Consider the following 22678-nt stretch of genomic DNA (forward strand, 5'->3'; position numbering starts at 1 on the left):
AGGCACGTCGAGGTCTTCCGGACGGGTTGTGTGAGAACTCCCATCATCGGAAGACCTCGACCCTCACCCCGACACCGACGCGCCGCCCCAGGTCGCACCACAGCTACACCCTCATCTGTGAAGAGCCGGTTTGGTCTTGGGCGTTAAGTCGCGCCGCCGTGAGCCTATGGCTCAGGGGCGAGCCGCCTGGGGCATCGCGCTCAATGGTATTTGCTTGGCCATCTGGGTGGTCTTGGTCGTTCTGATGATCGCCGGCATTGTGCTCGGCGGATGGATGGCCGTGCTCAACACCAACTGACGAGTCGAGCGCCGGACGGCAACCGGCTTAGCTCGTCAAAACGTCTCTGGCCGTCTCGGAGGGGACAGTGGTGAGCAGACGTGCGGTGCGGTGTGGCACATCGCCGTCCGCCGAGAGGCCGCCGACCGAGCCGGCGTCGTTGGCGCCGACCCATCGGTGAAGGCTCGCGCAGTAGGCCACGGGATCGTCGAGGTCTTCCGGAAGGGGGAGCTCCGGTTCCGCTGGGACCGCGGAGTCGACCATCCGGGTGCGAATCTCCACGCTGCCCTCGGGAGAACAGGCGATCTCGAGGTGGCGAAGTTGGACCGGCCATTCCGCGACGGCGGAGGTGGTGACTTCCCAGAACGCATGACCTGCAGCGCCACGAGCCTCGACCTCGTTGACGTGAGTATGCCCATTCAGCCACAACACGACGTTGTCGAAACGGGACAGGAGGTCCAGCACGTCGTCGCGCAGGTAGACGCGCTCTTGACCGAAGTCGTTCGTCAGTTTGCGGCTCCCGTGGTGTGAAACCAGCACGACCAAGCGATTTTCAACATCCTGCCGTGCTTCCGATCCGTCGGGGAGCCGATACGTGGAATGGACTTCCTCGAGGCGTTCTCTGAACCAGAGGAACTGCTCTTCGCCGAGGCATCCGTCCACGTCACCACGGGTGTTGGTGGTGTCTAGGGTGATGAATCGGATCCCGGGGAAACCGTCATACACGTAGTAGGCCGTATCGGTGCGGACGTTTTCCGGGGTAAATCCGCGACCCGGAATCGACGTCGGGACCCCGGGGGCATCGAGGTGAGCCTGCATGTAGTCGCGTCGTGACACGATTCGTCGCTCAGTGTCTGCCGTGATGGCCTGTTGAGCGCCGGCGGTGTGAACCAACGGGTCCTGGAGGTATTGGTCCATCGCATCTCCGGGCTCGGCGGACGGCTCGCGGGTACCGCAGGGTTTCTCCGAGGCGGTGAGCAACGCATCGACGTCGCGGTTGGTCGCCGGGTCGAGGATCGTGTGGCGTCCCTGAATGAGCTGGTCGTGATTGCCGAAACAGGCAAGCCACGGGATGCTGAGGCCTTCATGAGCGAACGACGACGCCGCGACGGAGCGGATTCCAGAAACTCGAGGCAACCCACAGGACTCTTTCCATGCGTCCGGCTGGACCGACTCAGGCAGCCAGAACGAGGAATCGGATCCAAAGCTGGGCGCCTCGGTGAGGTCGGCCGTATGGCGACCGGGCTCGACCGTCCCTCCGTCCATGAGCGTGAGGTAATCCTTCAGCTCGTTGACCTGGGAAGAATCCGTCGCGTCACCGGTGCACAAAAGGACGTCGGCCTGGAGGCTCGGATCATCTTGCGCCGCATTGATAGTCCGAATGATGGAGGCCAGTGCATGCCACTGAAGGAATTCCTGGGGGCGATACGCAGGAAGCAGACGCGCCCAATAATCCTGGCCCGCGTATTTCTGCAAGAAGTCGTTGCGCGTGGGGGAGGCCAGGTCGCCGTGCTGGAAATCGGTGATGTGGATGACCTTGAGGACGCTCGTGAGGTCACCTGGTAGGGCTTGGGTGTCTGACCGTGCATCGCGGACCACCGGCCGGTCGGCCGGCCCGACAGTGAGTTTCGCCGGGGTGCCTGGGTGGCGGCGAACTCGATGATTCGTGAGTGAGTGCGGCGATTCCATGTGGCTCCTCGAAGTTGTGGCGGGGTGATGTGCCGCCTTGGAGCCCATCGTGGCACACGCGAGCGTGTTCGGAACGATGCGAACGTAAAATCCAACCCCAAGAGACGTTAAGTGTTTACCTTAGCGACCCTTCCGAAGCTCCATAGCTCGATTTTGAGTTAATTTGCTACGCAAAAGTTCTTCGCAAGCCTCGCGATGACGGAATTCCAAGGATACGATCAGGGTATTCAATGCTTGCACTATATTTGGAGACTTCATGAGCCACGCCGCCGGGAATTCCACTCCCGATCCTCAGGAACCGAATCGCCACGATCCTGAGAACAAACAGCATCAGGATGAGCAGCAGCAGTATCCGCAGTCTGGTTCCGAGCAAAGCCAGGGATGGCCCGCCTATAACCAGCAGTATCCGGGCGGCCAATATGGGCAGCAGACTCAGGAAAAGAAGACCAACATCCTGGGCATTATCGGATTGGCACTGGGTGCGATTGGATTTATCTTGGCCTGCATTCCCGGCGTCATTTTCTTCGTCTGGATTCTTTTGCTCGCGGCATTTGTTCTCGGCATCATCTCGCTGTTCCAGAAGGTGAAGTTCAAGTGGATGGGCATCGTGAGCATTGCGTTGGCGGTTATCGGGACACTCGTCGGCGTGATTATCCTCGTTGCCCTAATTGGACATGCCGTGGGTGAAGAAGAGCAAAGCGCTTCGTCATCCTCTTCCTCGAGTAGCAAAGCCGTGAATGCAACGGCCCATTACGGCGACAAGCAGACCTGGGATGACGGTTTATCTGTCACGGCCACCAAGCCCACAAAATTCAAACCTTCAGAGGATGCTTTCGTTGAGGGTGGCACACCGGTGAAAATGACCGTGACAATTCATAATGGGACGGATCAGACGATTTTATCTCAACAGGTGCACCTTAAGGCTCGCTCCGGCTCCAGTAACGCTTTGCCCATTGTTGACGATCAGCAACATCTTTCGAACTATATCCCTAGTGATATACATCCCGGCCAGGATCTAGTGCTCAATCTGGGATACGAAGTTGAAAATACGTCCGACGTTTCATTCGAGTTCAAGGCGTATAGCGCGGAAATGGACACCTACCAGGTGAAGTATACGAATTAGGTGCATCGTAAGAACTCTATAGAGGCCCCCTCGTCCGGCGGATGAGGGGGCCTCTGTGTGTTTACCTTTCACCATATCTTCACTTCGAAGGCGTACCGGCGAGTAGAAACCTGGTGACGCTAGGTATAGGGTCGGCCTTGGACTCGCACTCCCGAATCTCGCCGAAGGGAATTTGCCATGTCAGCACCATCAGGTTTCGATCAGACGCAACGGCGTCGCTGGAATATTGCCGAATTCGACCTCGTGGACAGCCCCATCGGTGCGGCGTCTCCGCCGGATGATGCCGACTGGATACCAGCCGTGGTTCCCGGTGGCGTCCATGAAAGCCTCATAGCCGCTGGCAAGCTGGACCATCCTTACCGCGACCTCCACGAGAAGGACTGTGCGTGGGTCGAGGAGAGGTCTTGGTGGTACCGGGCGAAGTGTGAAGCTCCCGAGCCCTCCGCAAACGGCGACGTCGTTCTCGATTTCACCGGCGTCGACACCGTGGCGACCGTGTGGATCAACGGGCGTCAAGTCGCCGAGCATGCCTCACAGTTTCGCCCCCTCGAGGTTCCGCTGGCGTCAACGGGTGGCGTCGTCGAGATCCTGGTCCGTTGTGACCCGCCCCTCCACGGCCTGCCGCAGCCAGAGGTCACCGTCGAGGCTGCTCGAAAGTTCCAGCAGATGACAGGCGGCGATCGGGAAGACGGTGAAAGCATCAGCGACACCCTTCCCGAGGATCTTTCGATGACGCTCCGCCGCAAGGCCTTTGATTCCTGGGGCTGGGACTTCGCTCCGCGCGTTCCTTCCATCGGCCTCACGGGAGAGGTGTTTCTGACAGTCCGGCCCGCACCTCGCCTGGACCATGCCTCCTGGCAAACCCTTTCCCTGACTGAAGACTCCGCGAGTTGTCGCCTCACGGTTGAAGGCGAAGGGCTCGGTGCGGAGGACCGAGTGTGCTATCGCCTGACGTCACCCGCCGGGTCGGTCGCGGCAGAGGGGGCGGCGAAGGCCAACGGGTCGGGTGAGATCGTCGCGGATGTCGAGGTTCCGGACCCCGACCTCTGGTGGACTCACGATCTTGGCACCCCGGCGCTTTACCAGCTCGACGTCGAACTTGAACACTCCGGCAAAACCGCCGATACCCGATCCTTGACCGTGGGCATCCGAACCATCCGCATCGACGAAACCCCTGATGAAGAAGGCGGCCGCCGGTTCCAATTCGTCCTTAACGGCCAGCCAACCTTCGCCCGCGGTGCCAACTGGGTCCCGGCCGACATGCTCACGGGCTCCGTCACCCGGGAGATCCGCGAAAACCTGTTGACCCTCGCCCGAGACGCCGGGATGACGATGATCCGCGTGTGGGGCGGCGGATACTACGAGCCGGACGAGTTCTACGAACTCTGTGACCAGCTGGGCCTGCTCGTCTGGCAGGACTTCATGTTCACCTCGGTCGAATACCCCGACGACGACCCCGATCTTCGAGCCGAAGTCGAGGCGGAGGCTTCGTATCAAGTCAAGCGCTTGAGCAGCCACCCGAGCCTGGCAGTATGGGCTGGCAATAACGAAGCACACGCGATGCACGACATGATCTGGCAGGGGGAAGAGAGGTCCGGTTGGGGCGGATACTTCTACGACGACTTATTGCCCAGGACCGTCAACGAACATGGCGCCGGCGTACCTTACCGTCGCGGTAGCCCGGATGGATCGATCGATTCGACGAATGGAGTGCTCGACGGCGACCGGCACGCGTGGGAAGTCTGGCACGGAGAGGACATCGGCGCGGGCCCGGCTCCGGAAGAACTGGGAGAGGCTGGCAAGAATCATTTTTGGCGCTACAGCCAGGATCAGGGCCGTTTCATCAGCGAATTCGGAATTTGTTCGATCCCCGAGATGGTGACCCTGGATCGGTGGGTCACCGAGCCGATCCAACCGTGGGACCAGCAGTTCCTCCACCGAGTCAAGGACAACCCGAAGGACAAGATCATGGGGTTGCTGTCCTTCGAAGCCGGAACGACGTCGCAGGATGGGATGGCCGCTCAGACCATCGCTTCTCAGATGGTCCAAGCGGAGGGTCTGGCGTACGGCATTGCACATTATCGACGTCGTCAACCGATCTGCTCCGGAACCTTGGTGTGGCAACTCAATGAGCCGTGGCCGGGCCTGAGCTGGTCGCTGATCGACTTCGAGGGCCTCCCGAAGCCGGCGTGGTACGCGGTTCGTGATGCATTCGCACCAGTGGTCGCGTCGCTCCGTCAAGAGAGCTCCGGCGCTCCGGTGGAAGTGTGGGTCACCAACTCGGCTGTTCGAGAATGGGCCGGCACGTTGACGGCGAGGCTCCGGAAATTTTCGGGCGAAACGGACAGCGAACGGGAAGTGGAGGTCCAGATCCCGGCAGGAGGGTCCTGGAAGGTTGCTGAACTGGCCGTTCCCGAAGACCCACAAACGGTCTATGCCGAGGTGAGAGACGAAAAGGGGAACATACCTACGGCGCGGCTCTTTCTCGACCACCTGAAGAACCTGCCCATCGAGGGAACTGTGACCTGGGACGTCCGGGCGGAATCCGCCGATATCGCAGCGGGGCGTGCGTACGTCACTGTTCGGGCCGGTGAATCGTTCGCGTATGCGGTTCGTGTGCAACCGCTCAGCCCCGACAACCGATTCGACGCTGCGTACTTCGACCTCGCGCCGGGAGATAGCCGAACTATTGAGGTTTGCGGTTTGGAGCCGGGGTTCGACCCATCCGACATGGTGGTTCGAACCTGGGGCGACGACCAGCGGGAGGCTGGTTTTTCAAGGGCGTGAACCGGCCCTGGACTAGGCTTCGATTGTCCCTGCCGAGGCCCTGGAAATTGCCAGGAAATTCCCAGTCGGCTAGGGTGAATGGGCAGCGTGGGCTCGCGCACAGGGCGGATGTGTCCCGAATGAAGTGCGACGACGAGGCAAGTTGGCGAGCCCCACGACTCCATCGGTAAGACGCGTCAGGTCACGACGCCGGTGCCCGTTACTGTGGGCGCTTCCGCCGAAGGGCGCGGTCTAATCCTCATCAGCCTTAATGAGTGCGCCCCGAACTCGGCGTGTATTCCCGGAATCCCCGGCAGATCTGGGCAATGCGTGCCCAAAGGGGAGCGTCGTCGTTCCGATGGACTGAACGCGAGTGGTCGAGACGAGGAGAGCGAATGAACGAATCCGAGGAAGCTAGTAGGCCGACGAAGGCGGTTCCCTGGCAGGTCCAGCGTGAACGCTTTGGCGGATCCAATCGGACCGCTGCCGAAGCAACGGCTCAGCGCGAAAACCGCCCGCCCCGCTCGAGCGACGAGATGAGCCGTGGCCCTGAAGACCTCCAAAAGGCTCCGGGGCCCCAGGTGAACTGGAAGGTGCTGGGGGTCTCCTCGGCCATCGTCGTCGCCTTCTCGCTGTGGGCCATGATCGTTCCGGACAGCGCCGCGTCGACTATGGAGACCGTGGTCGCGTGGATTGCCGAAAACCTCGGGTGGTTCTACGTGGTGACCGTGACCTGCGTGATCCTTTTTGTACTCTGGGTGGCATTCTCCAAGCAAGGTAGCGTTCGGCTCGGCCCGGACCACTCGAGGCCGCAATATAAGCTCTTCACCTGGGTCTCCATGCTTTTTGCCGCGGGCGTGGGTATCGACATGTTGTTCTACTCCGTCACAGGCCCGGTAACTCAGTACTTGCAGCCGCTCGACGGAACGCCGGAGAGCACCGAAGCCGCCAAGGAATCCGTGGTGTGGACGATGTTCCACTATGGCGTCACCGGCTGGTCCATGTATTCCTTGCTGGGCATGGCCATGGGGTACTTTGCGTACCGATGGGGGATGCCGCTATCGATCCGCGCGGTGTTGTACCCCTTGCTCGGAAAGCGTGTCCGTGGCGCGACGGGCGATGTCATTGACATCTTTGCGCTGGTGGGAACAGTGTTCGGCGTCGCGACCTCCATGGGAATTGGCGTCGTATTGTTGAACGTGGGCTTCGCCTGGCTCTTCGGCCTGCCCGAAGGGCTAGCCCTACAGATTGCTTTGGTGCTCGTGGCCGTGATCATGACGATCGCCGCGTGCACCTCGGGTGTGGACAAGGGGATCCGCTGGATCTCCGAACTCAACTTGTGGTCGGCCGGTGCGATGATGGTCTACATCCTCGTCACAGGTAAGACTGCCTTCTTGCTGAACGCCATGGTCGAAAACATCGGTCGGTTTATCTGGTCTCTGCCTGAACGGACCATGGAAACCATGGCCTACGACGACGGCGGCTCGGGCTGGATGTCCACGTGGACCCTGTTCTTCTGGGCCTTTTGGTTAGCCTGGGGGCCGTTCGTTGGTCTGTTCCTCGCGCGCATTTCTCGAGGGCGAACCCTGAGGGAGTTTGTCATCGCGGCGATCACGGCTCCGGTGCTGTGCGACTTCATCATCGTGACGATCTTCGGCAATAGCGCACTGTCCCGAGTGATGAGCGGTGACCACGAATTTGCCCAACTGGCCATGGATTCTCCGGAGGCGGGCTGGTACGCCTTGCTCGAGAACTTTCCCGGAGCGGCATTCTTGATCGGCCTAGCTACCCTCTCGGGGCTGTTGTTTTACCTGACCAGCGCTAACTCCGGGGCGATGGTCATGTCTAATTTCTCGTCCACAATTCCGGATCCGTCCCAAGACGGGGCCAAATGGTTGCGCATCTTCTGGGCAATCTTGACGGCGTTGCTCACCATCGCAATGCTCGTTGCCGGTGGCGTCACCACCATGGAGTATGCGACCTTGATCTTCGCGCTGCCCGTTACGGTCGTGGCCTACCTTGTGATGGCTTCCTTCTCGAAGGTCCTTCGCATGGAACGCGCCGAACGCGAAGGCCGGCTCTTGAGCCGGTCCTTGGCAGCGGCCGACGGCGGTGGCGCCCCGGAGAAGACGTGGCGCCAGCGGTTGGCTAGGATGCGCTCTTACCCGTCGCAGCGTTCCGTGGCACGTTTTGCGGCGGAGGTCGTGGGGCCTGCGCTCGTCGTCGTGGAGAAAGAATTCCAGGAACAGGGCTACGCTTCAAGCCTCGCGACCACTGTCGACGACGAGAGCGGCATTGAAGAGCAAAATCTCTTCGTCGAAATCCCGGATCGTCGAAGCTTCCGTTATCGCGTAGGCGTGGTCGAGGCGCCGGTCCCGATGTTTGGCGGCCGCATGTCACGGGAAACGGACGTGTACTACCGCCTCGAAGTTTTCACCCAGACGGGCTCCCAAGGGTACGACCTCATGGGATTGAGCCAGCAACAGGTTATCGACGACGTACTCGACCGGTTTGAAGGCCATCTTGGCTTTTTGCGGTACAGCGACGAGCACGACGCCGTCTCGACCGTGACTCCGCCGGCCGCCGCGGCGGAATAGGCCCACTCACGACGACGGGCCACGAACCTTGTGAGGTTCGTGGCCCGTCGAGTATTCCGTCGCGGGATGCGGCGGAACGTTGGCGATTAGTCCTCGGTGCCTTCTTCGGGGCGCTGCCCGAGCTCGGCGTCGAGGCGGAGCAGGCCGGAGCCTTCGCCGTTGATCATCTTGAGGCGACCGATGATTTCGGAAGCGGTGGCCTCCTCCTCGATCTGCTCGTCCACGAACCAGTTGAGCAACGGACGGGAGTCGAAGTCCGCCTCGGCTTCGGCCTCGCGGTAGAGATCGCGGATGGACTCGGAAACCTTCTCTTCATGGGCCAGTGCGGCCTGGAAGATCTCGAGAACCGACAGGCCCGCGGAGATCGAAGGGGCGCTAATCTGGCCGATTTCGGCGTGATTGCCGCGGTCGGAGAGGTGATCGATGAACTTGTTGGCGTGAACGATCTCCTCGTCGGCCTGATGGCGGAGCCACGCGGCGATACCGGGGAGGTCCTGCTCGTCGGCCTCGATGGCGAGCTGACGATACGTGATCGACGCTTCAAACTCGAGGGTAATTTGGTCCTGGAACTTCTTTTCAAGGTCTGTAGACATCTTCATGTCTCCGACAATAAGACGGAACTGCCGGATTGTCAGCAGTGCAGAGCCTTTCCTCAGAATTGGTTCAGGTGTGCATCGTCTTATTTTAGGTAAGCCTGCCCGACCTTTAAGTTCCGCGGAATTCTGGGGAAAAAAGAGGGGCCGACGACGAACTTTCGCTCGTCGTCGGCCCCTCGGGCTATTCCCTACCGGGAATATCGCGTTTAGAGAACGCGGATGTTCGTGGCCTGAAGACCCTTGGGGCCCTGCTCAGCCTGGAACTCGACGGTCTGGCCCTCTTCGAGTCCGCGGAATCCGGTGCCTTCGATGGCGCTGTAGTGAGCGAAGAGATCGTCCGACTGGTCATCCGGGGCAATGAAGCCATAGCCCTTTTCGGAGTTGAACCATTTCACGGTGCCTTTAGCCATTATTATTTCTTTCCTTCGTGTTCACCGCCTGCGGCGGCTATGTGTTCCACGTCGATTCTGCCGACGCGGTTCTTGAGCTGCTGAACGCAGGGGTGCTGCTTTAAAGAACTCAAAAAATCTGTGGGGTTGTTGGCGGAACCTATGCATCGCCGCCAGGAATGGCCGACCCGATAAGAGATAACGGTCGACAATGTCGATGAAAATTGCCGAGGTTACTCACGGGCTCCATTGCCGCGCCAGTTCTTCGACGTGTACATAGACAACCCTACCAGGACATGGGGCGATATTGTCAGGTGCTCCAATAAGTACGGGTGAATTTGTTCTCAGGCCTCAATTCGGGGTCGAACCCAAACTTCCGTAATTTGAGTATCTTCGGGCGCATCGACCACATGTCGGATAGACCGCGCGACGGTTGAGGGTTCGATGAACTTCGGGGGCTCGGACTTGGGGTAATCGTCGTCCCAATGCACCATTGTGGTGTCGGTAGGCCCGGGGGCGACGGTTGCGACTCGGACGCCGTCGTTGGCGACCTGGCGGCGGAACCCATCCGCGACCGCCTGGAGTGCGTGTTTCGTGGCGCTATAGACGACGTTGTACTGATTCGATGAGCGCGAGGCGCCCGACCCTAGGAACACCACGGTTCCGCGAGATTCCCGGAGCTGGGGGAGCAGTGCTCGGGTCAATTCCGCCGGAGCGGTCACGTTGGTGTGGAAGGCCTGGTCCCAGTCCTGGGGGCGCGCATCTTCGAGGGTGAAGCGCGATGCGATGGCGGCCGCGTTGATGAGGGCATCCACACGGGGGATCTGCTGAAAAATCTCCGCCGTGGTCTCCGTGGAATTGAGGTCGGCCACGAGAGGGACGACGCCGTCCGGGCGGGAACGATCCACGACCTCCTGGAGGCGCTTCTCATTTCGTCCGACGGCGACGACGAGCGAATCCTGGGCGAGGTCTTCGGCGACCTGGGAACCGATGCCGCCCGATGCGCCGGTGACGACGATGACGCGCTGACCGGGGTTTTGTGTGATCAAGCGGCGAATCTCGGAGAAGGTGGCGGTGTCTGGTGAGGAAAAAGTCGAATCACTCATGCGTACGAGACTACGCGCCTCGCGCGAGGGGGTGGAGGCCTCGTGATATGTGACTGATATCACCAAATTAACGCGATGATCATGTCTATTTCATTCAAATTTTCGCTAAAATGGCCGTTGAAACAGAGGTTTTCCTTCTGTGTCCATCATGGCGACCCCGTATTTAGAGGATTGCGGGTTGGTCGCCGAACATCTTCCGGTCGGCTATGGGGACCGGAAGTCGCCTTCGCGACGAAGGGGCGTGCGGCTCGTGCCGCGACCCTTCTCAGGGGGATCCGCGAAGGCCCAACGTCCCGCTCGGTTCCGAGCGGGACGTTTCCCATCTCGGCCCTGTTTCTGCCGGCCGCTGGCGTATACGGCGCTCCGTGACGGTTTCGTTGCACAATTACCAGCAGACTTTCAGGCTCCATAGGGTTGTGTTTCAGTTCGGCTGACTAACTTAATAAGTACCTCATAAGGTGCGAGTGATTGATGAAGAGGCGGACCGCGAATCCGTCTCGGACCACCGGCCGGGGGTGGAGCGTTTTCCCTATAGCTCCACTCCCGGCCGGTGGTTTTTTAATGGGCGAGGTGGGGCGGGGCGGACTTGGTGGTCGTGGCTGTCGCGTGTGGCTGTGGCGTGTAGCGAGTAGCGGTTGTGGTGTGGCGACTAGCGGTTGTTGCGTGGGGGATACCCAATTGAGCGGCGTCGGCCGCTGTTAGGTGGTGCTTTGGACGCCACCTAACTCCGGGAACCGGCTCCTAACTGGGCAACCGCCTCCTGACGCGATCCGGAGCGACGGTAAAATCCGCGATGTAGCAGCGGAAACCGCCACCGGACTGGGGAACCGGCGCCTAGTTGGCGTTGCCCCACCTGCGGAGGCCCCGCGTACGTCGCCTGTCCTTACTGCGAAAGCCCCGCATCCGTCGTCCACATTTTCCTGAGCGGCGTCGTCGTCGAACGGCCGTGACGATAGTAGACGCATGAACCAATACAGACCCCCACTGACATCCGCGGACGTCATGACGACTCGATCCCTGTTGGCGCAGGGCGCGACGGAGCAGTCTCTCACTCAGAAGGCGCGGTCAGGCGAGATCACCCGGCTCTCACGTGGCGTGTACGTCATCACGAACCGGTGGAAACACGCGACCGAGCGCGAAAAGGCCATCGCCCGGCACTTCGCGGTGTGGAAGACGGCGCGGTACCCATTCGTTTTCTCCCATGCGTCGGCGGCGCTACTTCATGGCATCAATCTGCTTCGTCTGCCGGACCGAATCCACATCACGACGCCGCGGCGCACCTATCCTCATAACCCACGAATCCTGGCCCACACCCGCTCACATGCCCTGGATGACTGGGTCAGATTCCAAGATGGCCCGCATGTAACGCCGCTGGCGACGACGGCCTTCGAGTGTTCTTTGATCCTTCCGCTCCGGGAAGGGCTCGTCGTGATGGACCAGGTGCTGGCGCGAGGCGAGGAGAAGTCTTCGGTTGAGGCGTTGGTTGCGCAGGGGCGGCGTCGTCATGGGATTGGGAGGGCTCGACAAGTCCTTGAACTTGCCGATCCTCGCTGTCAATCGGTTGCTGAAACTCTGACTCGACTTGTTCTGAGTGCGCCGGGGTTGCCTCGAGCCATTCCGCAACTGCCGGTTCCCACCAGGGAGGGAATGAAATATCTGGATTTTGGGTGGCCGCGATTCAACATCGGCTTGGAAGTCGATGGAAAGGCCAAGTATTTCGACTACGCACCCACGGAGCAGGTGGTTTTTCAGGAGAGGCATCGGGAGAAACTGATCGCGGCGGAGGGCTGGACCATACTGCGGACCGATTGGAACGAAGTCACGCGAGACCCTGAAGGGCTACGAATGCGGTTGGCCGTCGCAATGGATCAGGCCCGATAACGGTGAACCGAGGTCAAGCACATGACGAGCGGCGCTCTCGTGTTAATCCGCGTTTACCGTGTTTGGTGGTGGTTTCCGTAGTTAGGTGGTGCTTTGGACGCCACCTAACTACGGAACCCGCCACAGAACTCGGAAACCGCCACGCAACTGGCGCGCAAGGACGGTCGCCGACGGCGGTTTGGTGCGGGTAATCTCTACCGAACTGGGTAACCGCCACCAAGGGGCCACAACGAGCGGAGCCCACCAAAGTGCCGCAACGAGCGGAGCCCACCAAGGGGCCACAACGAGCGGAGCCCGCACCACCCCCACCCCGCAAACTAGGATGGACGCATGAATTCCCAACCCCAGAACTCGCACGAAGGGCCGTCCAGCGTCCGTCTCGACGCGTGGCTCTGGTCGGTCCGGTTATACAAAACTCGCTCCTTGGCCACCACCGCCTGCCGCGCGGGTCACGTGCGGCTCAACGATCAGCCGGTTAAGGCCTCGCAGTCGATCAGGGTGGGCGACGTCGTCAAGGTTCGGACGCCCGGGTGGGAGCGCGTCTTCGAGGTCACCCGATTGCTCACCAAGCGAGTCGGGGCCCCGGTCGCGCGCACCTGCTACGTCGATCACTCCCCGCCGAAGCCCAGCGCCTTGTCCGCGCCGGTGCCGCGTCGTGAACCGGGCGCTGGCCGACCGACCAAGAAGGAACGGCGCGAACTCGAAAAGCTTCGCGGACGCTAAGGGGCGCGAAACGGAAGCGGCGCGCTCCGCCCTATGAATTCGCCGTCGCCCCTGACTCGAGGTATTTCTTCAAGTGACGGCCGGTGACCGTTGATTCGGCGGCCACGAGCTCGGCCGGGCTGCCCTCGAAAACCACCCGACCGCCGTCGTGCCCGGCACCTGGCCCGACGTCGATGATCCAGTCCGCATGCGCCATGACGGCCTGATGATGTTCGATCACGATCACGGTCTTGCCGGAGTCCACCAGCTGATCCAAAAGATTCAGCAGTTCTTGGACATCCGCCAGATGCAGACCCGTGGTCGGCTCATCCAGGACGTATACCCCGCCCTTTTCGCCCATTCGGCTGGCGAGTTTGAGGCGTTGACGTTCACCTCCGGAAAGGGTGTTCAGCGGTTGGCCGAGGCTCAAATACCCCAGCCCGACGTCGGCCAACCGGCGTAGCACCTTGTGCGCGGCCGGAAGTTTCCCCTCGCCGGCGCCGAAAAACTCCTCGGCCTGGGCCACCGACATGGACAGCACCTCGCTGATGTTCTTGCCGCCGAAGGTATATTCCAGCACCTCGGGTTGGAAGCGTTTGCCGTCGCAGTCTTCGCATGTGGTGGACACTCCGGACATCATGCCCAGGTCGGTAAAGATCACGCCCGCGCCGTTGCAGGTGGGGCAGGCGCCGTCGGAATTGGAGCTGAACAGGCCCGGCTTGACGCCATTCTCCTTGGCAAATGCTTTACGGATGGGCTCCAGCAACCCGGTATAAGTTGCCGGATTGCTGCGTCGCGATCCCTTGATGGGGGTCTGGTCGATCGCGACAAGCCCCTCTTCCTCGACCCGCGAACCGGTCAGCAAAGACCCCTCGAGGAGCGACGATTTCCCCGAACCGGCCACGCCCGTGACGACGGTCAGAACGCCCAAGGGAATATCGACGTCCACGTCCTGCAAATTGTTGCGGTGGGCCCCACGGATTTCGAGCGACCCCGTAGAGCTACGTACGGATTCCTTGAGGCGTACCCGGTCGTCCAAATGCCGTCCGGTGACGGTGTCTGATGCCCGCAGGCCTGCGACGTCGCCCTCGTAGCAAATCTGGCCACCGGAAGTTCCAGCTCCAGGCCCGAGGTCCACCACGTGGTCGGCAATCTCGATCATCTCCGGTTTGTGCTCGACCACAAGGACCGTATTGCCCTTGTCGCGCAGCTGCAGGAGAAGCTGATTCATCCTTTCGATGTCGTGCGGGTGTAGGCCGATCGAGGGCTCATCGAAAACGTAGGTCACGTCGGTGAGCGAGGATCCGAGGTGGCGAATCATCTTGGTGCGCTGTGCTTCGCCGCCAGAAAGCGTGCCCGAGGCGCGATCGAGGGAGAGGTACCCCAGGCCGATCGTCACGAAGGAATCCATCAAGTCGCGGAGGGCCTTCAGCAAAGGCTCAACCGAAGGCTCCTTCAGATCGCGAATCCACTCGGCCAGGTCGCTGATCTGCATTTGGCAGAGGTCAGCGATATTCTTTCCCGCAATTTTCGAGGAAAGTGCGCCTTGCGTCAGGCGAGTGCCGTGGCATTCCGGGCATGTCACGTAGGTGACGGCTCGGTCCACGAAGGCACGGATGTGCGGCTGCATGGACTCTTTATCTTTCGAGAGCATCGACTTTTGAATGCGCGGAATCAGGCCTTCATAGGTCATGTTGATGCCCTCAACCTTGATGCGTTCCGGCTCGTGGTAGAGGAAATCGTGCATCTCGCGCTTGGAATACTTTTTGATGGGCTTGTCCGGATCCACAAACCCCGACCCGCTGAACAGCCGCACATTCCAGCCGCCACCGGTGTATCCCGGGACCTTAATGGCTCCTTCGGAGAGAGACTTTTCCTCGTCAAACACCTCCGCCAGGTCGACGTCGGTCACGTTTCCCATGCCTTCGCATCGAGGGCACATGCCGCCCGTCACGGAAAAGGTCTTCTTGACGGCCCGACTGTTGGCTTTCTCGACCTTCATGGCTCCCGACGCCGTGACCGTGGGGGTATTGAAGGAGTAAGCCTTGGGGCCTCCAATATGAGGCTCGGCGATGCGACTGAACAGCGTGCGGAGAAGGGCATTCGCATCCGTGACCGTTCCGACCGTCGATCGCGCGTTGCTGCCGATGCGTTCCTGATCCACGATGATCGCCGTCGTGAGCCCGTCCAGGAAGTCCACCTCGGGCCGCGCCTGAGTCGGGAGAAATCCTTGAACGAAGGCGCTATAGGTCTCGTTGATGAGGCGTTGCGAGTCGGCGGCGATGGTTCCGAACACTAGGGAACTCTTGCCGGAACCCGAGACACCGGTGAACACGGTCAGCCGCCGTTTGGGCAGTTCGACGCTGACGTCGCGAAGGTTATTTTCGCGCGCACCCTGCACGCGGATGAGGTCGTGGGTATCGGCGGGATGCGGGGCAGTGTCGTTGCTCATGTGTCGATCTAACCACGACGGATGAGCTCCTGATAGGGAGGAATACCTTAAGCCTTAGAGGCCGACGACGAGGGGGAAAAGCGCAAGAAGTCCCGGAACCACAGCGGTCAGGGCCAGTGAGGTTGCGAGAAAGGCGCGGAAAACGTCGTTCTGGCGTTCCTCCTCGGCATTACCGACCACCAGTGTGCCCGCGATGTGGATCGGGTTCATGACCATCAGCCCGGAGGGGATCGCGACCGCCGCAACGATCCAGAAGATCGCTGGGGAATCCGCAAAGACACCAAAGACGAGCGGCATCGTCATGCTGAGCACCCCCAGTGCTGAAGATTCCACGTTGCAGAGAAGGGCCGTGAGATAAGCCAGAGCGATAAGGACGAGAACGCCAGAGGCGGCTCCGTCCATGGCGGATTGAATCGCATCGAGGGTCCCGACGGAGCGGAGCAGGCCCAGATAGGTCAGGAGGCCCCCAATCAAGAGCACCGCGCCCCACGGGACCTGGGAGAACATGGCCTTTTGTGACGGTCGGAAGATCAGTTGGAGAAGCGCGGCCACAGCCATGGCGGTGAGTCCGACGTCGAACGTCAACACGACCACGCACAGGATAAAGACCGCCAAGCCCACCAGAGAGGCGACGGCGTACGGAACATTTTCGACTCGCCCTCCGGTAGCGTTTCTCTCCTCCACATGTGACGCCTGCGGTTCCACCAGCAGCTTTCCCCGGCGACCGAGGATTCCGAAGATGACTTGAAGAGCGGCGAGGGTCACGATGGTCACGATCAAGGTCACGAACCACAAGCCCCAGCCGGAGTACGTCACCCCGGCGTCGGCGGCAAGTTTTTGGACCGTGGCCCCTGTGGGATTGAGCGGGGACATTCCCAGGCTGACGGCACCGATGATGACGCCCAAGGCGTTGATCAAGTACGTTCCCCGATACTTCACGGAGATAAACGCGATCAGCGGCACCAGAATTGCCACGGGACCAGAACTGAAGATCCCAATCGTTGAGAGAAAACCGCCCAGGACAAAACCGACCCAGGGAATGAGAGCCTTACGCTCACCGACCACACGGAAGGCGCCGTCGATGACCCATCGAATCGACCCGCTGATTTCGAGGTGACTGAACATCAGGGAGACGCCGATAATCAGCACCACGAGGCTCGCGGGGAAGTCCTGATAGATCTCTTTGGTCGGGATGCCCGCCGCTAGCACCAGAATCAGCCCGGCTCCCAAGGAGAGCGTCCCAATGTTGACCTTTTTCCAGATGGCCAGCACCAGCACCACGAGCAGGAGAACTAGGGAAAGCGTTTGGGGAGTGGTCACTCATTCTCCTGATGTGTGGGAGGTCAAAGAGTTAAATGCATAAGCAAGCTAACTACTTGGCACTGCGTCGGGCAAACCGTAATGCGAGATGGACCGTGGAGGCACCCGGCTAGCGTGATTCTTTAGACTAGTCAGGTGAATCCTGAGCCTTCCCACCCACAGTCCGACGCGACCTCCGAGCCCTCCGCCGCTGCGAGCACCGGGCCGGGCCTGAATCGTCAGATTGTGCGTCTGGCGCTACCGGCCTTCGGCGCCTTGATTGCGGAACCCCTCTTTATCCTCGCGGATACCGCGATCGTGGGCCATTTGGGTACTCATCAACTTGCTGGCCTTTCCGTGGCGGGAACAGTGGTTCAGACCGTGATCGGCCTGATGATTTTCCTGTCATATTCCACGACGCCGGCCGTCGCCCGGTTTTTCGGGGCCGGGAAGCTCGCCGCGGCTTATGAGAAGGGTCGGGATGGGCTCTGGGTGGCCTTGGCGCTGGGCATCGTCCTCGCCGTCGTGGGTTGGATTCTGGCCCCGACCGTGTTGGCCGCAATGGGAGCCGAGGGGGCAACTCTCGACCACGCGATTGACTACATGCGCTGGTCGATGCCGGGATTACCGGGAATGCTGATCGTCTTGGCGTCCCTGGGGGTCCTTCGTGGACTCCAGGACACCAAGACGCCGCTCTACGTCGCGGGCGTAGGGGCGGCCGTCAACGTCGTGCTCAACTGGTTGCTCGTTTTCCCCGGTGGTTTGGGTGTTGCCGGTTCCGCGATGGGGACCTCGCTGGTGCAGTGGGGAATGGCGGCCGTCTATCTGGTGATGATCGTTGGCGGTTCTCGCAAGCACGGCGTCCGCTGGGGCACGTCGTGGGCCGGCGTCGGTTCGATCTTGTCCGTGGGCTCGTGGCTCATGCTCCGAACGGCTGCGATGAGGGCGGCCATGATGCTGACCATCTTCGTGGTGACCCACCAGGGGCCGACGAATCTGGCGTCATATCAGCTGACGATGTCGCTGTTCGGGTTCATGGCCTTCGGCTTGGATGCGTTGGCCATTGCCGCTCAGGCGCTCCTGGGCAAGGAGATGGGCGCCCGCGATGTGACGCAAGAAGCCGGCAGGCGGCAGGTGCGTCATCTGATGAACCGGCTTATTCGGTGGGCCCTCGGATTCGGAGTGATCACCGGGTTGATCTGCCCGATCATAGGCTTCGGTCTAGGCTGGGCCTTCACCCCCGACCTTGAAGTGCGGCATCTCTTTGCGCTGGCCATGATCATCGTGGCGATCGGGCAACCTCTGGCTTCGTACGTCTTTATTCTCGACGGCGTCCTCATCGGCGCCCAAGACGCCCGGTACCTTGCTCTGGCCTCGACGATCTCCTTGGTGGTGTATGCGCCCATCCTCGGTGCGGTCTACTGGGCGAGCGCGGATGCTGATCTGTCGATGGACACGTGGGGCTTCCTGTGGATCTGGATTGCATATGCCGGCGGGTTCATGGGGCTCCGCGCGCTGACGCTCGGGTGGCGTTCCCGAACCGATGTGTGGATTCGCGCGTGACGCGCTGACGCGGCGACGTCAGGGTCGTCGAGATCACCAATGCATAGTTCTTAACTTATGAAATGGTCGTGGATATACTTTCTTCAGATTTGAATCGAAGACCCGCGGGTGAACACCGGATGGGCAGTCGGGGAGGCCATCCGTGTTCGTTGCCCATCTGTTGATCGCAGTGCGTGAGGGTTCGGAACCGTCGCTTGGTGTCGGCACTTTGGTGGCCGGCGTCGTGAAGGCCAGACAGTTTCTCAAGGTCATCTTCAGCCGACCGCATGACGGGCCATCGTGTGGTGTGCCGCTGACGCCGCTCGTCGCACGTTGGTCGGGCCGCTCTAGAGCCGTCATTTTCTTCGGTTGAGATCAGTCTCTTCTTCCACGGGTCGGATCATCCAGTTCCGGCCATCAGTTTTTTTCACGAGGACAGCATGAAAATCACGAAATACCTTGGCGCCCCCACGGGTATTGCTCTCGCACTGGTTTTAGCCTCTTGCTCCAGTAACTTGATCGGTGGTCACCTGGGGAACAACTCAGGTCAAACGGTGCACGTCACCATGGAAGATGACTCGTGTAAGACCGATTCCGCTTCGATTCCGGCTGGAAAAGTGACCTTCGAGATCAAGAACGACGGAAGCACACCCAATGAATTTGAGGTGCTCTCGGAGGACAAGCTCAAGATCGAGTCCGAGAAGGAAAACATCGGTCCGGGAAGCTTCGCGAGCCTGACGACCAGCCTGAAAGAGGGCATCTATTTCACGGCATGCAAGCCCAACATGGTGGGTGACTTCGTGGGTCTCACGAAATTTGAGGTGACCCCTGGCCAAGGCGGAGAGGAGACCGAAGACCAGAAGGGCGCAGAGAAGAAGGCCGTCCAGAATTACACCTCCTACGTCAAAGACCAGGTGGGTCAGCTCGTGAAAGCGACTCGGGACTTTATCGATGCCTACGTGGACGGCAATATCCAGAGTGCCCGTGAGCTGTACCCGCTGGCACGGCAGTACTACGAACGGATCGAGCCTACGGCCGGATCCTTCGGCATAGACGGGACCGGAGATCTCGCCCAAGCACTCGACCTCCGCCTTCAGGAACGCCCCAGCCAGCCGGGGGACAAGCCCTGGAGCCCTCAGCGTCTGGACGGTTGGACCGGCTGGCACCGCATCGAGGCGGACCTTTACTCCGCACCGAATTCACCCTTCAGCTTCGGATCCCAGCTGGAGCGCCAGGCTGCGGCGGATCAGCTTGAGGGCTCGACCCACAAGCTCTATGACCTCGTGTACGGAAAGATCAAGGGCAGTGACGGCAAGTTCAAGCTCGAGCTCACCGAGATAACCTCCGGAGCGGCGGAGCTACTGAAAGAAGTAGCCAACGCCAAGATCGTCGGTGGGGAGGAAACCTTCTCGCACACGGACCTCTACAACTTCAAAGCCAACGTCGAGGGAGCCGAGGTGGTCTACGGGAACGTCGAAGACATTATTAAGGCGAAGGATAAAACCCTCGCCGAGCAGGTCGAAAAGGGGTTCAAGGCTGTCAACGATATTCTCCAGCGTCACACGGATGGCACAACCTCCGACGGCAAGGTGAAGTACGTGGACTACCGATCGATCGCCGAGGTGCAGGAAGAGGCTGGTGAGGTTCCACAGCCCGGGGACTACACGGCGGAACAGAAGGAATTATCCGGTGCTATCAATGCGCTCAGCGGGTTGATGTCTCGCGTTGCGGGAGTCATTCGATAAGAGGATCGGATGGGCAAGTCATCGCAAGAATGCGCCCAGTCGACGAAATGCGAGCTCCTGCCTGAGTAGGTATCCGCAGCTTCGAAGGACGATCTTCTGCTCAGCTCCTCCGGTGACCTGCAGGGAGGCGCGATGGTCGAGCAGAAGCTTTTTGCCTCGTCAGATGGTCCATTCGTGGACCATCTGCATGATGTGGTCTAGCGAAACACTCCCCTTGCGCTGCTAGCATGTTGCGCAGGACACGGGGTGCCCCCACGGCGGGGCTGAGAGAAGACCCGTAGAACCTGCATCAGTTAGCACTGGCGAAGGGATTGTCCGTGGGGCATTCGATGCCCTGCACTCCCGACATGAGCGCTCGTTCATGTCGCGGGCCTTCGCCTCGATCCGAGAGGCAGAGCATTATGACCGAAACATCCGAGACCGTGCGTGGTACGTCGATACCCCTGAACGAACAGGTCGTCGTCGTCACGGGAGGGGCCAGGGGCCTCGGCCTCGCGATCAGCAGGGCCTTTCTTCGGGAAGGGGCGCGCGTGGTCGTGGGATATCACCGAAGTGGCGACGCCGCACATCGCCTGGCCGAAGAATTCCCGGAACGCGCGCGAGCGGTGCATCTCGACGTGCGTGATCGTGAGCGAGCTTTTGCCCTTCCCGAGGAGATCCGAGGACTCTTCTCGGACGACCCGACCACGTTGGTCAATAACGCGCTTCTCGACTTCAGCTTCAACGGCGACGCTCGGCCTCAAGCCATTGACATCACTCCCGACGTCGTCCAAACGCAGGTGGATGGTTCGGTGATGGGCCCGCTGGCCATGATTCAAGCCCTGTACCCCGGCATGGCGCAACGAGGGTGGGGCCGCATCGTCAATATCGGGACGAATCTGTTCCAGAACCCTGTGGTTCCTTACCATGACTACACCGCGGCCAAGGCGGCGTTGCTCTCTCTGACCCGTACGTTCTCACACGATCTCGGACCCGACGGCATCACCGTCAACATGGTCTCCGGAGGACTACTCCGCGAAACCGACGCGAGTTCGGCAACACCGACGGAGGTCTTCGACGCGATCGCCCAGAGCACCCCGTTGCGACGCGTGACGACTCCGGAAGAGCTGGCCGACGCCGTGCTCTTCTTCGCGTCCCCGTGGGCCCGGGCCGTTACCGGACAAAACTTGATGGTGGACGGGGGCTTGGTCAAAGGATGAGCGTGGCCAAGAAACAGGTGCACCTAAACCTCTTCATCTACGGTTGCGGTCACCACAACGCAGCGTGGAGAACTCCCGATTCGGCGGTGGAACGGCTCGGTGACATCGAGTACTACGAGGAGCTTGCACGACTTGCCGAAAAAGGCACCTTGGACGCGGTGTTTTTCGCCGACGGTCAGTCGCTCCGGGCGGATTCGGCGGAACGCACGCCGTCGTGGTTCTTGGAACCGCTCACCACCCTGACGGCGTTGGCGCGGGCTACCTCGAACATCGGTCTGGTCAGCACCGTCTCGAGTTCCTTCTACGAGCCATTTCACGCCGCCAGGTTGCTTGCGAGCCTGGATCACATCAGTTCCGGGCGCGTCGGTTGGAACGTCGTGACGTCCATGTTCGACGCCGAAGCTCGAAACCACGGGAAGGAACGGCTTCCGGAGCACGCGGAGCGCTATGCCCGGGCCGAAGAGTTCATCGATGCCGTGCAAGCCCTGTGGGATTCGTGGCCCCATACCTCGATTCGTGCGGATCGAAACGGCAAGTATCTTGACTCGGAAGCGATCCACTCAATTGACCACCGCGGTGAGTACTTCACCGTGGCCGGTCCACTGAACGTTCCCCAACCCCCGCAAGAACGGCCAGTGCTCTTTCAGGCGGGATCCTCGGATCCCGGGCGAAACCTGGCGGCGCGGCGAGCAGAGGGGATCTACGCCGTCGCCTACGACCTCGAGCAGGGGAAGGCATACCGCTCTGACGTGCGCGCTCGAGCCGAGGCCGCGGGGCGGAACCCTGATGAACTGGTCGTGATGCCTGGGCTCGTCCCGTACGTGGGACGGACCCTCGACGACGCCGAACGCACGCGAGATCGTCTCGACGCACTTCTACCGGTGGAAGCCTCGCTCCAGCAGTTGGGCGGATTCATCCATCGCGATTGCTCCGACTGGGATCTCGACGAGCCGGTTCCCGAACTGGCGCCGCTCGAGGAATTCACCGGTCCGCAGGGGCGCTACGCAACGATTCTGCGGATTATCGAGGTGGAGCAACCGACCGTACGCCAACTTCTGGGGCGGCTGGCGGCCGGTGGTGGGCACTGCACGATGATCGGCACCCCGGAAACCATTGCCGATCAAATCGAGCAGTGGCTCGACGAAGGCGCGGCCGATGGATTCAACCTGATGCCGCCTCAGCTTCCCCAGAGCTTGGACGATTTCGTGGAGCTGGTGATTCCGGAATTACGACGTCGTGGCCGGTTCCGAGACGTGTATCAAGCCTCAACGTTGCGGGGGAACCTGGCGGGCTAGAAGAACGACGACTCGCCTCA

The 22678-nt window shown here is 60.8% G+C and carries 16 protein-coding genes and 1 riboswitch; of the genes, 10 read left to right on the forward strand and 6 right to left on the reverse strand.

All coding sequences use genetic code 11. From position 1 onward, the window contains the following. The first annotated feature begins 136 nt into the window (after positions 1-136). Positions 137-298, forward strand: a complete 162-nt coding sequence (locus tag D8M21_RS11285) for a hypothetical protein (protein WP_153245887.1) — start codon at positions 137-139, stop codon at positions 296-298. A 27-nt stretch (positions 299-325) separates the two neighbouring features. Here D8M21_RS11285 and D8M21_RS10075 read toward each other — a convergent pair whose 3' ends face one another. Further along, entirely contained in the window at positions 326-1966 is a 1641-nt protein-coding gene (locus D8M21_RS10075) for a metallophosphoesterase (protein ID WP_048683248.1), read from the reverse strand. A 256-nt stretch (positions 1967-2222) separates the two neighbouring features. Here D8M21_RS10075 and D8M21_RS10080 point away from each other — a divergent pair, with 256 nt between their 5' ends. From D8M21_RS10080 to betT, 3 genes are all read left to right on the forward strand, one after another. Next, positions 2223-3089, forward strand: coding sequence for a DUF308 domain-containing protein (locus D8M21_RS10080; RefSeq protein ID WP_048683244.1), 867 nt, complete (start codon positions 2223-2225; stop codon positions 3087-3089). Positions 3090-3266: 177 nt separating this feature from the next. Continuing rightward, positions 3267-5876, forward strand: coding sequence for a beta-mannosidase (locus D8M21_RS10085; RefSeq protein ID WP_048683241.1), 2610 nt, complete (start codon positions 3267-3269; stop codon positions 5874-5876). A gap of 374 nt (positions 5877-6250) precedes the next feature. Beyond that, the gene (betT, locus tag D8M21_RS10090) at positions 6251-8452 is read left to right on the forward strand and encodes a choline BCCT transporter BetT (RefSeq protein WP_126855846.1); all 2202 of its coding nucleotides are present in this window, start codon (positions 6251-6253) and stop codon (positions 8450-8452) included. An 86-nt stretch (positions 8453-8538) separates the two neighbouring features. On the opposite strand, the gene D8M21_RS10095 is transcribed toward betT, so the two are convergent. From D8M21_RS10095 to D8M21_RS10105, 3 genes are all read right to left on the reverse strand, one after another. After that, entirely contained in the window at positions 8539-9051 is a 513-nt protein-coding gene (locus tag D8M21_RS10095) for a ferritin (protein ID WP_048683239.1), read from the reverse strand. Between the two features lie 203 nt (positions 9052-9254). Further along, entirely contained in the window at positions 9255-9458 is a 204-nt protein-coding gene (locus tag D8M21_RS10100) for a cold-shock protein (protein ID WP_048683237.1), read from the reverse strand. Positions 9459-9781: 323 nt separating this feature from the next. Continuing rightward, on the reverse strand, positions 9782-10543 hold the full coding sequence (locus D8M21_RS10105) for an SDR family oxidoreductase (RefSeq protein WP_082156891.1): 762 nt from the start codon (positions 10541-10543) through the stop codon (positions 9782-9784). A 963-nt stretch (positions 10544-11506) separates the two neighbouring features. On the opposite strand from D8M21_RS10105, the gene D8M21_RS10110 reads away from it, so the two are divergent. Together D8M21_RS10110 and D8M21_RS10115 are read left to right on the forward strand one after the other, a co-directional pair. Then, positions 11507-12424, forward strand: a complete 918-nt coding sequence (locus tag D8M21_RS10110; RefSeq protein ID WP_126855847.1) for a hypothetical protein — start codon at positions 11507-11509, stop codon at positions 12422-12424. 330 nt (positions 12425-12754) lie between these two features. Further along, positions 12755-13147, forward strand: coding sequence for an RNA-binding S4 domain-containing protein (locus tag D8M21_RS10115; protein WP_048683229.1), 393 nt, complete (start codon positions 12755-12757; stop codon positions 13145-13147). Between the two features lie 31 nt (positions 13148-13178). On the opposite strand, the gene D8M21_RS10120 is transcribed toward D8M21_RS10115, so the two are convergent. Together D8M21_RS10120 and D8M21_RS10125 are read right to left on the reverse strand one after the other, a co-directional pair. Continuing rightward, positions 13179-15578 carry an ATP-binding cassette domain-containing protein gene (locus D8M21_RS10120; protein WP_048683227.1) on the reverse strand — a complete coding sequence of 800 codons (2400 nt, stop codon included), beginning with the start codon at positions 15576-15578 and terminating at the stop codon, positions 13179-13181. 54 nt (positions 15579-15632) lie between these two features. Next, entirely contained in the window at positions 15633-16898 is a 1266-nt protein-coding gene (locus tag D8M21_RS10125) for an SLC13 family permease (RefSeq protein WP_048683225.1), read from the reverse strand. Between the two features lie 135 nt (positions 16899-17033). Here D8M21_RS10125 and D8M21_RS10130 point away from each other — a divergent pair, with 135 nt between their 5' ends. The 4 genes from D8M21_RS10130 (at position 17034) to D8M21_RS10145 (ending at position 22658) form a co-directional block, all read left to right on the forward strand. Continuing rightward, complete coding sequence (locus D8M21_RS10130; protein WP_082156890.1) at positions 17034-18440, forward strand: MATE family efflux transporter; 1407 nt, start codon at positions 17034-17036, stop codon at positions 18438-18440. Between the two features lie 419 nt (positions 18441-18859). Further along, positions 18860-20164 (forward strand): iron uptake system protein EfeO, encoded by a 1305-nt coding sequence (gene efeO / locus D8M21_RS10135; RefSeq protein ID WP_048683214.1) that lies wholly within the window; start codon positions 18860-18862, stop codon positions 20162-20164. A 232-nt stretch (positions 20165-20396) separates the two neighbouring features. Then, a riboswitch (TPP riboswitch) is annotated at positions 20397-20493 on the forward strand. 72 nt (positions 20494-20565) lie between these two features. Continuing rightward, positions 20566-21363: a 3-oxoacyl-ACP reductase gene (locus D8M21_RS10140; RefSeq protein WP_048683211.1), complete on the forward strand. Its 798-nt coding sequence runs from the start codon at positions 20566-20568 to the stop codon at positions 21361-21363. Further along, positions 21360-22658, forward strand: a complete 1299-nt coding sequence (locus tag D8M21_RS10145; protein WP_048683208.1) for an LLM class flavin-dependent oxidoreductase — start codon at positions 21360-21362, stop codon at positions 22656-22658. The genes D8M21_RS10140 and D8M21_RS10145 overlap by 4 nt, the downstream gene beginning before the upstream one ends. Positions 22659-22678 lie beyond the last annotated feature (20 nt).

Source organism: Kocuria sp. HSID16901, assembly GCF_003989425.1.
GTDB classification, from domain to species: domain Bacteria; phylum Actinomycetota; class Actinomycetes; order Actinomycetales; family Micrococcaceae; genus Rothia; species Rothia massiliensis.

Bases quoted from the DNA above. Each gene is read 5' to 3' on its own strand.
- D8M21_RS10105 (WP_082156891.1), bottom strand. From the start codon at position 10,543: ATGAGTGATTCGACTTTTTCCTCACCAGACACCGCCACCTTCTCCGAG.
- efeO (WP_048683214.1), top strand. From the start codon at position 18,860: ATGAAAATCACGAAATACCTTGGCGCCCCCACGGGTATTGCTCTCGCA.
- D8M21_RS10115 (WP_048683229.1), top strand. From the start codon at position 12,755: ATGAATTCCCAACCCCAGAACTCGCACGAAGGGCCGTCCAGCGTCCGT.
- D8M21_RS10120 (WP_048683227.1), bottom strand. From the start codon at position 15,578: ATGAGCAACGACACTGCCCCGCATCCCGCCGATACCCACGACCTCATC.
- D8M21_RS10100 (WP_048683237.1), bottom strand. From the start codon at position 9,458: ATGGCTAAAGGCACCGTGAAATGGTTCAACTCCGAAAAGGGCTATGGC.
- D8M21_RS10075 (WP_048683248.1), bottom strand. From the start codon at position 1,966: ATGGAATCGCCGCACTCACTCACGAATCATCGAGTTCGCCGCCACCCA.
- D8M21_RS10110 (WP_126855847.1), top strand. From the start codon at position 11,507: ATGAACCAATACAGACCCCCACTGACATCCGCGGACGTCATGACGACT.
- D8M21_RS10145 (WP_048683208.1), top strand. From the start codon at position 21,360: ATGAGCGTGGCCAAGAAACAGGTGCACCTAAACCTCTTCATCTACGGT.
- D8M21_RS10080 (WP_048683244.1), top strand. From the start codon at position 2,223: ATGAGCCACGCCGCCGGGAATTCCACTCCCGATCCTCAGGAACCGAAT.
- betT (WP_126855846.1), top strand. From the start codon at position 6,251: ATGAACGAATCCGAGGAAGCTAGTAGGCCGACGAAGGCGGTTCCCTGG.
- D8M21_RS10085 (WP_048683241.1), top strand. From the start codon at position 3,267: ATGTCAGCACCATCAGGTTTCGATCAGACGCAACGGCGTCGCTGGAAT.
- D8M21_RS10140 (WP_048683211.1), top strand. From the start codon at position 20,566: ATGACCGAAACATCCGAGACCGTGCGTGGTACGTCGATACCCCTGAAC.
- D8M21_RS10095 (WP_048683239.1), bottom strand. From the start codon at position 9,051: ATGAAGATGTCTACAGACCTTGAAAAGAAGTTCCAGGACCAAATTACC.